The following is a 12,364-nucleotide window of genomic DNA, read 5'->3' on the forward strand; positions in this document are numbered from 1 at the left end:
TGTCTCAATTTTAATATTGAGTTAAAGTTAATGCTTTCCTTGTTAATAAGGAGATATTCAGTCCATCAATCCAGGTCTCGCCCCTTCACAGATATCTTTATCATTCCGGCGACTTCTCACCATCTCTCATAGCCGTTATAGTTAAGATATAACAGAAATAAAGGGTATAAATAACATGCCACTACCACATTTGTACTATCTGGAACGCTATCGTAATAAAGGAACCAGAACCTACAGCCGTCATTCTTCCTACACAGAAGCGGAACACGCTTACCAACCAGATTCTGACAGCGAAAAATTTGGCCTCAATATTCTCCACCTTTCCAGAGAATGGGTAAACATCTATCTGGCCAATCCAGAAGAAAAACTGAAACAAAAGTATATCGGTCACGACACTATTCACTTCTGTATTCACCCTCAGTTACAGGAAAGCCCAGCAGTCGATCCATACCTAAAAAAGCTTCAGGCTCAGGCAATAGCCACCAGCGAGACAACGGTTATCCCCAGCTCGTCTACCCGGACCTTATTTGTGCTGGAAGACGACACCCCACATGCCGTCAAAGTCCATTTTCCCTACAAAGTTTCCCGCTACACCCGAAAAATGCGAGACGAAGTCGTCGAGCAGGCCATTAACGTATCGTCAGAGCTGGAACATAACATCAGTAAAATGGACTATGACTTTGCCTTCTTGCGAGAGGTGATCGGTATCAGCGTTAAAGAAGAGACCGAAGCACAGCATGATGAGCGGGGAGAAAACTGGGGATTCGTTATCCGTGATATGACCCCTTTCCCCAGAACAGACGATCCTCGCTCGCTGATTCCTGGGTTTGCTCTTTATGGGGAAGACTATTACCAGCCGGATACCGCTCCTCTTCTGTATGAACTGATCGGAGATAAAGATCCTCTCGAATTTATACTCAGTAAGATCATGCTGCCTGTCATCCGACACTGGATCGACTGCTTTCGTTATTTTGGCTATATGATCGAACCTCACGGACAGAATGTTCTGCTTGAAGTGAATAATGAATCAGACATTACCAGAATAGTACACCGGGATCTCAGTGTCGGGATCGATATGCGCAGAAGGAAAGATCTGGGGTTATCCAACGCCCACCTGAACAATTACAACAGAATGGACCACTGTGCTTTTCACAGCATTACCTATGACCGTTTTATGGGCAACCACTTCTTTAACCGTCTGGTTGAATGCTGCATTAGCAAATACCCTCACCTGAAAAAAGAGGACTTCACCCTTCCCTGTCAACAAGAGTTCGCAGGCAGGTTCCCAGAATACCGAGATTATTTTCCTGACAACATCTGGTATTTCAGTGAGAAAAGAGACAAATATAATAAGCCTCTCTACGAAGATACGGGCTCAACCCCTGAATGGCGACCTATCAAATAAAACAGCTTACCGGGGCTGATTTTTCAGCCCTGATTTTTGGGTGGCTACCGCTTTGGTTATGACAGACAGGCGTGCTCTAGTGCGCTAACCTGCGATACACTTTTGGGGTTGCCCCATAAGATTCTTTGAATTTTTTACAGAAATAAGAAGTGCTATTAAAGCCACACTTATCCGAGATAACAGAAACAGGCAAACGGCTGCTTTTTAGTAAGTGAGCCGCTTTAGCCATCCTTGCCGTAGAAAGAATCTCCGATAAAGAGGTATTCTCTTCTTTCAGCCTTCTATAAAGCGTTGTTTTAGAAAGATAAAGGATCGAACAAATATCATCAAGTTCCCAGCGTCGACGCAAATCTTTTCGAATCACACTAAACACTTTTCCGGAAAAAGAGGTGTCTGAAGATCTACTTTCATTAGACAGAGTCCGGCAGATTTTCTCATGTAAAGCGTCAATAACCACCGGCTTGCTTTCTAAGTCAGTCTCTTCCATTTCAACAAGAGCAGAGATATTCTCAAAGTTGATTTTCAGAAAAATATCTCGCCTAACTCCATGCAACCTGAACACCTGTACAGAGAAATGACTTTCATTGACAGGTTTCAATGCGCAATGAACCAAACAGTTCTTAGGGATCAGAATACAGCCTCTGTTTGGGATCTTTATAAGGTTCCCTGTATAAGACAAATATCCGCTAGCGCCCTGTATTGAAATAATATGATGACGTTTTGAAAATAACCTGAATTTAAAACTACTATTATTTATTTGTAACTTCTTAGTAAGCAGCATCTTTTTCTTTTATAAGGTAAAACTTTTTTTCTCTGAATGACTCTAACGTATCTGGATAAGAGTAATAATACCCCTGACCTAATACCTTATTATTCTTAATCAAGTTATGTTGAAAGGCGCTTTCTATTCCTTCAAAGACCAGGCCATCTTTACAGAATGGTTTAAGCACGTAATACATCGAATCAGCCAAGGAACGATCATCTGAGTTATAATGAAGCACACTTTTATCTACTTTGATTCTGTCCCAGGGAATTAAGCCAAATGAAAGATTGGCATTATTATACTCATGGTAGTAATCATCCAGCCAAAACTTAACTCCGCTTTTTTGCAACTTCGCTATATTTTTATGTAGCACCTCACAGTTAACATCATGATTTACATCATTAATTTCTATTGTAAAGTTCTTGACTTTAAAATTTAACAGCCTACATACAAACACTTCGTCAAACAGGGACGACATGGTTAAGTTTATACAGAATGGCTTTTCAATATTTCGCCTCTGAAAGTAATAAATCTGATGCAATGCCACAAGCTTAATAAATTCATCATCAATATCACTAAAGAAATCTTCACTGTCTAATTGTTCCCCAGAATGTTTACTCACACGGGAAAGTACCTCAAAATACCTGATTTCTAATCCATAAGTATCAACAATAGGCTGAACCAGAAAATCTAATTCGGCGTAGGTTGATCCTTTTTTGACTATTATTCCACTCTTTACACCTTCAACCTGAAACATGATGAGCTCCGCTGACGTTTAAGATAGTTATTATGATGTCATGGTATCTATCAATTCGATGCATATCCATTCAACACAAAAAGATTACAATAAATTGAAAAGTTTTTTACACACCTTACAAGTGTGTCAATAAACCGTATCGGCACGGAAACTCTTACCACAACAACCGGCCTTACATTCAGCATGAGAAGAAAGCGATAAACTTAGTTGAAATACAACCGCTTACATATAAAAACAACCAAACACAACATGCAACAATCAACACCAACGCGTAACACTGCTTATTTTTGGGGAGAATATCACATTTTTCACCTAGACTAACAACACTCATCAACCTCAAATGTGACATAACTCTCTCTAATTTCCCCAAACCAATGTAACCGATTTCAGCTGTTTTTATTTGTAAGAAAATATAAATTTGACGCAAATGATGAATTAACCAGCAACTGACTCTTCAATAAGCCTTTTCTGCTTGCACAGCCCAAATTCATCCGTATAATGCATCGAACAAATTGCCGGTGTGGTGAAATTGGTATACACGACGGATTCAAAATCCGTTGCCTTCGGGCGTGGCGGTTCAAGTCCGCCCACCGGTACCATTATTAAGATGAAGACGTCCTAGGACGTCTTTTTCTGTTTCTATACTCCCTATAAAAACAATACTTTGATTCCAAGACGGTCGAAGAGGTATTGTTGCAGCCAAACATTTATGTAACCCTGTTAGTAACCCCAGCGGTATAGTTCCTAAATACGGTACTGAATCATGGCGAGACTAACCACCAGCTTAACTGCAACTCAAATCAAACAGGCCAAGCCTAAAGATAAAGAATATTCCCTCGCAGATGGCAACGGCTTACATTTACGGATCCGTCCCAATGGTGCAAAAACGTGGATGTTTAACTATTACGTCCCGATAACCAAAAAGCGCAATAAAATAAGCTTAGGGAATTACCCGGATATGCCATTAGCTTTAGCCAGGCAGCAAAGAGATGAAGCCCGTTCTTTACTTGCTCAGGGCATTGATCCTAAAACCCATAGATTGGCCTTAGAGCAGAACAAACGTGATGAGCTGGCAAATACCTTTGCAGCATTTGCCGAGGAATACCTATCAATAAAGAAAGAGGCTACCGTAGAAGCTACCTACAAAAAGCGGGCTCGTATGGTAGAAAAGTATTTGCTTCCCAGTGTAGGGCATATCCCTGTAGCAGATATTAAGCCTATGCTAATGAAAGGTATTCTCGACCCAATAGCCAAAGAGGGCAAAATAGAAACGGTTAAGCGAATTTGCATCATAACTAATGAGATTATGCGTATAGCGGTTGTAAATGGCGCCATAGAATTTAATCCCATTGTGGAACTAACCAAACTATACCCATCACAGAAAGTGAAGCATAACCCGGCTCTAAGCCCGGAAGAACTCCCAGAACTGGTGCGAACACTTGATACAGCCAACCTGACGATCACAACCAGAAACCTTATATACTGGCAATTGCACACTATGGTCAGGCCAAAAGAGGCCGCTACGGCTAAATGGTCTCAGATTGATTTTGAAGAAAAGGTCTGGATCGTGCCAATACCTAAGATGCATACCACTCATGCTGTCCCCCTAACCCCTCAGGCACTGACTATTCTGGATGATATGCGCTCTATTTCTGGCGGCAGAAAATATATTTTCCCGGCAGACCGCAACCCCAAGACTCATACCAACTCACAAACAGCCAATGCCGCTTTGAAAAGAATAGGTTTTAAGGATAGGACTACAGCACACGGCCTAAGAGGGCTAGCCAGTACAACCTTAAATGCTCAGGGCTTTGATGGTGATGTTATCGAGAGTGCTCTTTCTCACCAGGAGCCGAACAAGATCAGGCGAGCTTATAACCATACCGATTATCTGGAACGCAGAAAGCCCCTGATGTGCTGGTGGAGTGATCGCATTGAACAGGCCAACAAAGGTGAAGTATTAACCGTTGGTATCCGAGGCCTAAGAATAGCCTAGCCACCAGCCAAACCGAATATGTGTTGCCTAGGGTCGCTCCCGAACACCGTCACTCTAACGGCTGGCAACACTACTCTGAGAGACACATTGAGAGGATGTGAATATGACTAGCAACTTTGATTGCAGATTACCAAATTTAATCAAAAATTTAGAATATTGTTCGATAGAGCGAGCAATCACCCTCTTCAATATCGAACAAGATGATCTTTATCATTTCCTACTTACTGGTGCTATTTCTTGCCATGTACTAATAGAAGAATGGGAAGTGGATAGTGAACGATTTTTTCTAAGAAAGAAACCTAGTATATATATGGGGCCAGACTCTTTCAAAAAACTAGAAGAGTTGGGTGAGGAAACTAATAAGAAAAGAGGTTCATCTATTTCTCACATAACTGTGACTCAGGGAAGTGTTTTAGAGGGCAAATTTGAACTTAGAGTTGGAATTTCTGGTATTTGGCGCATAGTTGGCCTCACAAGCATAAGATCAATATTAGAAATAGATGAAGATAAGATCCCAGAATGTTACTTAGAAGCGGAGACATCAACTAAGGCTAAGGAGGAAACCGAGTTCAAAAAGGATAACGATTATCCGTTTATTGTACTCAACGACAAATTAATTCCTGCATTTGGAATACCTAAAGATAAAGTCATATTGCTGCAATCTGAAATGAATAAGTTATACAGGGCCCTAATAAAAGGCGATTTAGTTCTAGATAACATATACAACAGTAAAAGCGTAGCGGAGCGAGAAACCAACAATACCAAGAGTACAGTTGAACTTGATTCAGCGCTCAAGACTCGAAAAACAGAAATAAAAAATGCTGCGTTAATTGAATTTTCTCTGAGAATATTTGATGAATTTGAATTTGATGAAAATGGAAGCAAGCAAATTACCAGTGCTGCAACCTGGGCAGAAATGGTTTCAGAGTACTGTCATAGGGTAAATGATTGGAAAGAGAAACCACCATTAAGCAAAGACAGACTTACTAGGGAGCTATCTCCTTACTTCAAAGCTAAACAAGCACAAATCCTCCCCCCAAAAAACGTACAAAAGTAAAAACGTACGTACAAAACAACAACTGTACATACAAACAGTACTAACAATTAGTTATCGTCTCTCTTGCCGAATAAATCCACATATGGCGAGAGAGATAAAATGACCAGATTAATCCGCAAAGAAGAAGTAATAAAACTTACTGGCTTATCAAAAAGCTCCATCTATGACCGCATGAATGCAGGCAAATTTCCCAAGTCCGTCCCTCTTGGTGGTCGCTCAGTAGCATGGGTCGAATCCGAGGTTACATTATGGGTTGAAAGCCAGATCGCACAGCGTGACGAGGTGACAGCATGATGGACGTTAACGAGAACAACAGTAAGCGTACAGTCATAGTTGTTCACCCGGCAGAACAACCAGACAGTACCAGGAGACCAGCACAAGCATTCAGCAACACCCAAGATGCTCTGGATTACGCCCATGAAGGAGATGACCTACTGGCTGTATATGAGGATGGTACCGTTTATTCCTCTTTCCGAGGGGTGGATCATGGTGCCAGTTGGGGGGAGTCTATAGCCGAATCTTTCCTTTATTCAGGATTAGAACTAGATAAACCCAAGATTCTTGATATGTGTTTCCATGAAGATGTAGAAGCTAGCAAGGCTTTTGTCGGGGTGCTGGTAGATTACGTTATTGAATGCCATGCAGAGAGGGAAGCTGAGCTATGAAAATAGAAAACGCCCCGGGCAATGAGGCGATAACTACAGTTCCTGAGAACTTGATTAATCAGGCCCAGTATAGCACCACCAGCAAAATGGAGGTATTTAATCATCCTCAGTTTGGAGATTTAACAGTTCTGACTGATGCTGATGGCGATCCTTGGTTCTTTGCTCAAGATGTTGCTTCCATGTTGGGATATCAAAATACCCGTGATGCTATTTCAAAGCATGTAGATAATGAAGATAAAGACGTCGCGAATCGCGACACGAATAATAAAGGCCTTCGGAAACTGACCACAATCAATGAGTCTGGGCTTTATTCGCTTATCTTTTCCTCTAAGCTGGAAAGTGCCAAAGCATTCAAGAGATGGGTAACAAAGGAAGTATTACCATCAATTCGTAAACATGGCGGCTATACGATGGGGCAAGAAGATATGACCCCTGATGACCTTATGGCTAAAGCTGTGCTGGTGGCTCAGAGTAAGATACAGGAGCAGGAACAGGAGAACCGAAGACTGGAGCAAGTACAGAGGGATCTTATCAATCAGTTTGCTGCAGGAATGACAATACCGGCTTTCTGTATGCAACTAAATGGAGTCAATACCCAGGAGGTACAGGGCTTTTTAGTTCGCAAAGGGATTTTAATCAGGGAAAAGCACGGATACCGCCCCAGCTCCCCACACAGAAATAAAGAGTTTGAATGTACCACCCATGAGTACAGGCCCGGTAAACGAAGCTATAAGACCCTGGTTACTCAGTTAGGTGGAGCAATGCTTTATAAGTTCTACCATAAGGGCATGTTACCCATGCGTAAGGACTGGAATGGCAGCTACACCACCAGCCAATCAAGCCCGGAAGAACTCGCGAAACTCCACCAGTAATAAGGCTCCACACGATGAAAAATACAGCATATGCGGCAGGTTCGCAGGAGATCGGCTTGCCTAAATCCGGACTTGGATATACAGTTACAAACGTAAACGGCCTCGACACCCGATTACACAGCTGGTGGACTCGACACCCACAGGCAATGACTAACGTAGGAAAATCAGTTTTCCCATTCCACACCAAAATAGGCAGGTTTTCTGTCCTGTTTGCGTGCATCCGATTTTGGGTGGCATGGGTCGGGAGCCAAAGAAAACGCCCCCAACCTTGCGTTCCTACGTGCGCATTGTCGTGCGGCTACCCGATCCACCTACGTTTAAAATCACGTAGGGAATACCCCATGATCTATACATTCATTATTGCTGGTGGCTGCAAAAAGCTATCAGACCTAAAACGCATCCGTACTGTATCCGTAGTGGCTCAAACTGAGCGGCTAGCCCGTCAACAGCTAGCAGTCCTGCCGTTAATGTTTATGTCTCGCACCACTGCTAATCAATATCCTGCTCTGTCAGGGCATCTCACCACCAGCAAGATAAATGATCAGGAGGTTGCAGCATGATGGATAAAGTTGATGCTCTACAGCGTAATGTTTCCCAGGCTAAGGCAGTTATCAGCATGATCCAGCTAGCCTCAGAGAATAAAGATAGCCGACTTAACAACGATGTACTAAACGATGCCCTATGGAGCGTACTGGATAATCTGCAAGTGATTGATGAGGTAGTAGAAAAAGCAGTAGAACACCTGCACACAAGTGTTGAGGGGGATGTATGAAGCCTCATCCCGATTTCAAACACATCAAAGAAATGCACTACCGTTTCTGTGATGAAATGACTCACGTCAGAGGGAATGACCGGTATCTACTGATGACACTTTGCCGGTTCGCTAATCATAAGAACCAATGCTGGAGAACGATACCTACCTTATCTAAATTGATGGGGGTTAGTGAAAGCACAATTAAGCGGTCAGCTAAAAACCTTGAGCAGATGAAGATCATCCTCGTATGCAGAAAAAGGGAAACCGGTAGTAAATCACACCCTAATATTTATGTCTTAAATCTTCCCTATTCCTATTTTGATGAGGTCAATCTGACCTCTACTAAAGATGTTGATGGGGTCAGCCTGACCCCTACTACCGAATTAGATCAGGTCAGCGTGACCCCTGCTACGGTATTTGATGAGGTCACCATGACCTCTACTACCCCATTTGATGGGGTCAATCTGACCCCTATTGTGGATAACTCTGAGAATAACTCCGATACCGGGACGGTTGATCAGGTCACTGTGACCCCGAAGCAGGGGTCAATCTGCTCATTTGATGAGGTCAATCTGACCCCCAAATATAAAGTAAATATAAATAATAATATAAATACAGGGGGCGCGAGTTCAAAACTCGCCCCACTCCCATCCGATATTTTTTCTGAAAGCTTAAGTTCTGACATGATGAACCTATGGACATACATCAAAGGATTTGTAAAACGCAGGCATAAACGCACATTACCGGAAACACCCAGCAAGCAGGATCTGGATGCTATGCACTGGGTAGTGGAAGAGTTCTCTGTAGACCCTCAGTCAAAAGATGATTGCCTGGCTATGTGTGAGTTTGTTATCGATGAGTTGGGAGACTCAGACAAGCTACTCAATCCATTGGTTAGGCTGAAAATGGCAGCAAAGGAGCACCCAGAGGGAGATATGCGGTTCTATGAGCGTTATATGGGCTTTGAGTGCGGATAACAGGGATAGCTGGTGGTGATGCCTAGATATGGGCTAAATTGCGCCTGTATAGCCACCCAAGCAGTATCCTCCTCCATGTGAGGTTCACCTCCATCATGTAGGTATGTCACGTCATTGATCAATATTTTGATACTTAGATAAACATTAAAATTTTGTTTGTTTTTTATTGAATTAATTGTGTATTTTTGATTAATTAACTAATAGTAGCTATATTTCATATTGTTGTTACAATATGCGCCGCAAATTACAAGCACAAAATGTGCACTGTAAACTGCTTTCAGTAAGTTAAAACTGTGAGTAAGTACAGAGGAGTTAAGCGATGAAATTCAAACACATACATTCCAATGAGTTGCCAAACATAGACCAGTACGTTAAAGAGTGTATTAACTCAGGACAATGGTTCCTCTTCAAATCACCTAATAGAGATACTGAAGCATCTTACTTTTTAAAAGTAGGAAAGGAAATTTATGGCCTCGATGAAAGTGGTAATATATTGTTATCTCTTCAATCAGAAGAACTAGCTATGGAAGAGTTATTTTACTTTGATGATGTGCCAAGACCGGTTTCATTAAGTAACCAGTTCGTCGGCAACTTATAAAAGAATTAAGATAACTTTTTAAAACGATAAAAATTACAACATAAGCCAGCGTCATAGTGAGTTTAATCAGTAACAATACTAAGTGGGTACTTTTCCTTGCATCGTCTGAAGCTAACCCTGAAGATCGACATATACTCGATCTAGTGTATGGGTTGGCGTGTCTTGAGCGTGCTGGTATCCAGTCAAACGATATCCATATATATGTGGATGGAAAAGATAGAGCAAACATCAATAACCTTTTTCAAATAGCGTCTTCAAATACTTATAGTATTAAAACCTCTGAAGGGTTTTTTGTTGATATGCAAGGTAACACGCATGAAAACATGGTGATGTTTATTACAGGGCACGGTAGTGAGCGTGGTATTGATGCTGTAAAACCGATTACTCCTCATTGCCTATTGGAATCATTGAAGTCAGCTCCAAAATTAGACAAAGCAGTTGTTTATCTTGGCCAGTGTTTTGCCGGCATCTTCAATTATGTTAAGGCTGGTCGAATTGGCTCCCAAAAGAACAAAGTGCCTAACATAATCTTTATTGGGGCTACAGAACTGCAAGAGAGTTTAAGTACGTCGACTGCCGAAGTATTTCCTACAAACCCTAACCCAGTATCATGGCCCGCAAACTTGTTCTTACTCCATGTGTTTAAGTGGATTTCTTCTCCATTCGATGTCGATGGAGACTCACTAAATACTATAATGGACTCTTATAAATATGCAGGGGTAATGACTAACCGTTCCCACAAACATATCAAAGCAAATGAGTTTATTAAGCTGATGGATGCTTATGGGGAGCTGAAGGATGCTCAAGGGATTGCCGGAACTACTACTGGAGACCCTCAAGTAGATATGATGAACAAAGTTAGGCTTCAGGCAATGGAAAGACAATACCTTCAAAGCTCATATATAAACAACGTTCATCAAGAGTGTTGGATACTGAATTCTATTCCTGCTCAAGGGATTGAAATTTAACACCTTACGGAGCTAAGTCCTCTTTTTCCTCATTGAACTGACTCACTCGCTTTTGTCTGACCTCGAGTGATGATAGTGCTCTCTCTCGCTTTGTCCCAATAGAGCTATACTGAAAAACAGCCCCTAATCAGTTGGTGATAAAAATGTGTGGCAGGTTAAACATTACTGATAATCCATTTGCTCAATACATTTCCGATATTCTGGGTATTCGCTTTACTGCAGAAGCCAATCCGGACTTACGGCCAACAGAAACAATATCAGCTATTGGTACCGAATCTGGTGGCCTGATACAGCAGAACCAAAGCTGGAGAATAAAGCCAGATAGGCTAAAAATCTACGGGCTAAGCTATATCATTATCTGAACATCAGCATAATTGCTCATTAAGTTTGCCACAGCCATAAAAAATGAAAAACTCTGCTTATATGGGTCCTCCTAAGAGATCCCCCAGACACGGGGGTTGCGATGCCCGGCTTTTGGCTGGTTTTCGTGCCTACATAGAGATCCTTCCTCACTTTGGGTAAGTATGGTTTTTGCAACTATAAGAAGAAACTACAGTTTTTACCGCCAATAGTGATGAAGAAGTAAGGCAAGAAAACAAGGAAAGTTAAGCATTTGTCAGAACACACCAGCCTAACGGGTAAAGTGTTAAGCTGGTGGAGGTGTATCCCTATTTGGGTTATTGAAATCTGTATACATAGATCAATGGAAGACAGGGGTCGGGTCAAATCTCTAGAGCCTTTTACACACTGACCGCCGCCCTAAGTTCATTTTTATACGCGATAAATAAGGATCTTTTTTTCTAAAGTTTTTAACATCTCACGGGGCCAGCGAAAGCGATCACCAAGCAGGTGGAGATGTATCCATATTTGGATGTATCAAGCATAAGCTACCGGGAGTCCAGACAGGAATTAAGCACCGACTTAGCCCGTCTTAGCCGTTCTCTGTAGGCACCGCCCGTTAACTGGATGTAATGCGCTTTCTGCTCGCTATTTTTGAAATGAGGGATATTCTCAGAAGCCCGGTATTCAACCCGGATCACTTCCCTTTGCCGTTTGGTAAGATGGTGGTTAATTAGGGTATCGATGAGCTTTTGAGGTTTATCACTTTGAAGCAAGGCTATTGATTGGTACCTGGTGGTTTGAATTTTATCCTGAAAGAAAGAGCCACCAGCATTAACATGGATGATCTCCCCGGTTGCTTTCCATAGCCCCCAGCTATTAAGAAGTTCTTCTAACGACCTCATACGAATCACCAATCAGGGTGTGACTTTTCATTATAGTAACCCTATTGGTAACCCCACATCTACGGTTTGGTTTTTATTTTCATATATAACAAATAGATAAATTTTATTATCAAGTCCGCCCACCGTACCATATCCATACAACAAAGCCTCGACTCACGTCGGGGCTTTGTTGTATCTGAGCTAATACCAATCACACTAATTAACTGGTCAATATAGTCCAATCTCTAAAGCAGAGCGAAATGACTCTGCTTTTGTCTGCACAAAAACGATTCCAAGCACTACACAGCTTGTCGACAATATTGTCGTAA

Annotated in this window: 15 protein-coding genes and 1 tRNA gene; 13 read left to right on the forward strand and 3 right to left on the reverse strand. The window is 41.9% G+C overall.

What is annotated here, in order from left to right:
- The first annotated feature begins 175 nt into the window (after nt 1-175).
- Complete coding sequence (locus tag DI392_RS17445; protein ID WP_109320975.1) at nt 176-1,405, forward strand: IucA/IucC family protein; 1,230 nt, start codon at nt 176-178, stop codon at nt 1,403-1,405.
- 76 nt (nt 1,406-1,481) lie between these two features.
- Here DI392_RS17445 and DI392_RS17450 read toward each other — a convergent pair whose 3' ends face one another.
- Both DI392_RS17450 and DI392_RS17455 read right to left on the reverse strand, forming a co-directional pair.
- Entirely contained in the window at nt 1,482-2,186 is a 705-nt protein-coding gene (locus DI392_RS17450) for a helix-turn-helix transcriptional regulator (RefSeq protein WP_109320976.1), read from the reverse strand.
- Entirely contained in the window at nt 2,173-2,925 is a 753-nt protein-coding gene (locus DI392_RS17455) for an EAL domain-containing protein (protein WP_109320977.1), read from the reverse strand. The genes DI392_RS17450 and DI392_RS17455 overlap by 14 nt, the downstream gene beginning before the upstream one ends.
- A gap of 514 nt (nt 2,926-3,439) precedes the next feature.
- Here DI392_RS17455 and DI392_RS17460 point away from each other — a divergent pair.
- From DI392_RS17460 to DI392_RS17515, 12 genes are all read left to right on the forward strand, one after another.
- Nucleotides 3,440-3,524: transfer RNA gene (locus tag DI392_RS17460), tRNA-Leu, on the forward strand.
- A gap of 164 nt (nt 3,525-3,688) precedes the next feature.
- Nucleotides 3,689-4,921, forward strand: coding sequence for an integrase arm-type DNA-binding domain-containing protein (locus DI392_RS17465; protein ID WP_109320978.1), 1,233 nt, complete (start codon nt 3,689-3,691; stop codon nt 4,919-4,921).
- A gap of 103 nt (nt 4,922-5,024) precedes the next feature.
- On the forward strand, nt 5,025-5,978 hold the full coding sequence (locus tag DI392_RS17470; RefSeq protein ID WP_109320979.1) for a hypothetical protein: 954 nt from the start codon (nt 5,025-5,027) through the stop codon (nt 5,976-5,978).
- Nucleotides 5,979-6,077: 99 nt separating this feature from the next.
- On the forward strand, nt 6,078-6,272 hold the full coding sequence (locus tag DI392_RS17475; protein WP_109320980.1) for a helix-turn-helix transcriptional regulator: 195 nt from the start codon (nt 6,078-6,080) through the stop codon (nt 6,270-6,272).
- Nucleotides 6,269-6,643, forward strand: coding sequence for a hypothetical protein (locus tag DI392_RS17480; RefSeq protein ID WP_109320981.1), 375 nt, complete (start codon nt 6,269-6,271; stop codon nt 6,641-6,643). The genes DI392_RS17475 and DI392_RS17480 overlap by 4 nt, the downstream gene beginning before the upstream one ends.
- A complete protein-coding gene (locus tag DI392_RS17485; RefSeq protein WP_219930920.1) occupies nt 6,640-7,515 on the forward strand; it encodes a BRO-N domain-containing protein in 876 nt (291 codons plus the stop codon). The genes DI392_RS17480 and DI392_RS17485 overlap by 4 nt, the downstream gene beginning before the upstream one ends.
- A 341-nt stretch (nt 7,516-7,856) precedes the next feature.
- Nucleotides 7,857-8,075 carry a hypothetical protein gene (locus DI392_RS17490; RefSeq protein ID WP_109320982.1) on the forward strand — a complete coding sequence of 73 codons (219 nt, stop codon included), beginning with the start codon at nt 7,857-7,859 and terminating at the stop codon, nt 8,073-8,075.
- On the forward strand, nt 8,072-8,287 hold the full coding sequence (locus tag DI392_RS17495; protein WP_109320983.1) for a placenta-specific protein 9: 216 nt from the start codon (nt 8,072-8,074) through the stop codon (nt 8,285-8,287). Before DI392_RS17490 ends, DI392_RS17495 begins: the two co-directional genes overlap by 4 nt.
- Nucleotides 8,284-9,246 (forward strand): helix-turn-helix domain-containing protein, encoded by a 963-nt coding sequence (locus DI392_RS17500; protein ID WP_109320984.1) that lies wholly within the window; start codon nt 8,284-8,286, stop codon nt 9,244-9,246. Before DI392_RS17495 ends, DI392_RS17500 begins: the two co-directional genes overlap by 4 nt.
- Before the next feature lie 319 nt (nt 9,247-9,565).
- Nucleotides 9,566-9,844: a hypothetical protein gene (locus DI392_RS17505; protein ID WP_109320985.1), complete on the forward strand. Its 279-nt coding sequence runs from the start codon at nt 9,566-9,568 to the stop codon at nt 9,842-9,844.
- Between the two features lie 56 nt (nt 9,845-9,900).
- Nucleotides 9,901-10,812: a hypothetical protein gene (locus DI392_RS17510; RefSeq protein ID WP_109320986.1), complete on the forward strand. Its 912-nt coding sequence runs from the start codon at nt 9,901-9,903 to the stop codon at nt 10,810-10,812.
- A 143-nt stretch (nt 10,813-10,955) separates the two neighbouring features.
- A complete protein-coding gene (locus tag DI392_RS17515) occupies nt 10,956-11,174 on the forward strand; it encodes a hypothetical protein (RefSeq protein ID WP_109320987.1) in 219 nt (72 codons plus the stop codon).
- Nucleotides 11,175-11,699: 525 nt separating this feature from the next.
- Here DI392_RS17515 and DI392_RS17520 read toward each other — a convergent pair.
- Nucleotides 11,700-12,056: a hypothetical protein gene (locus DI392_RS17520; protein ID WP_109320988.1), complete on the reverse strand. Its 357-nt coding sequence runs from the start codon at nt 12,054-12,056 to the stop codon at nt 11,700-11,702.
- Between the last annotated feature and the right edge of the window lie 308 nt (nt 12,057-12,364).

This window comes from Vibrio albus (assembly GCF_003144035.1).
Taxonomy (GTDB): domain Bacteria; phylum Pseudomonadota; class Gammaproteobacteria; order Enterobacterales; family Vibrionaceae; genus Vibrio; species Vibrio albus.

What these genes read in the sequence shown, in the direction of transcription:
- DI392_RS17445 (WP_109320975.1), top strand. Translation starts at nt 176, where the DNA reads ATGCCACTACCACATTTGTACTATCTGGAACGCTATCGTAATAAAGGA.
- DI392_RS17450 (WP_109320976.1), bottom strand. Translation starts at nt 2,186, where the DNA reads ATGCTGCTTACTAAGAAGTTACAAATAAATAATAGTAGTTTTAAATTC.
- DI392_RS17455 (WP_109320977.1), bottom strand. Translation starts at nt 2,925, where the DNA reads ATGTTTCAGGTTGAAGGTGTAAAGAGTGGAATAATAGTCAAAAAAGGA.
- DI392_RS17465 (WP_109320978.1), top strand. Translation starts at nt 3,689, where the DNA reads ATGGCGAGACTAACCACCAGCTTAACTGCAACTCAAATCAAACAGGCC.
- DI392_RS17470 (WP_109320979.1), top strand. Translation starts at nt 5,025, where the DNA reads ATGACTAGCAACTTTGATTGCAGATTACCAAATTTAATCAAAAATTTA.
- DI392_RS17475 (WP_109320980.1), top strand. Translation starts at nt 6,078, where the DNA reads ATGACCAGATTAATCCGCAAAGAAGAAGTAATAAAACTTACTGGCTTA.
- DI392_RS17480 (WP_109320981.1), top strand. Translation starts at nt 6,269, where the DNA reads ATGATGGACGTTAACGAGAACAACAGTAAGCGTACAGTCATAGTTGTT.
- DI392_RS17485 (WP_219930920.1), top strand. Translation starts at nt 6,640, where the DNA reads ATGAAAATAGAAAACGCCCCGGGCAATGAGGCGATAACTACAGTTCCT.
- DI392_RS17490 (WP_109320982.1), top strand. Translation starts at nt 7,857, where the DNA reads ATGATCTATACATTCATTATTGCTGGTGGCTGCAAAAAGCTATCAGAC.
- DI392_RS17495 (WP_109320983.1), top strand. Translation starts at nt 8,072, where the DNA reads ATGATGGATAAAGTTGATGCTCTACAGCGTAATGTTTCCCAGGCTAAG.
- DI392_RS17500 (WP_109320984.1), top strand. Translation starts at nt 8,284, where the DNA reads ATGAAGCCTCATCCCGATTTCAAACACATCAAAGAAATGCACTACCGT.
- DI392_RS17505 (WP_109320985.1), top strand. Translation starts at nt 9,566, where the DNA reads ATGAAATTCAAACACATACATTCCAATGAGTTGCCAAACATAGACCAG.
- DI392_RS17515 (WP_109320987.1), top strand. Translation starts at nt 10,956, where the DNA reads ATGTGTGGCAGGTTAAACATTACTGATAATCCATTTGCTCAATACATT.
- DI392_RS17520 (WP_109320988.1), bottom strand. Translation starts at nt 12,056, where the DNA reads ATGAGGTCGTTAGAAGAACTTCTTAATAGCTGGGGGCTATGGAAAGCA.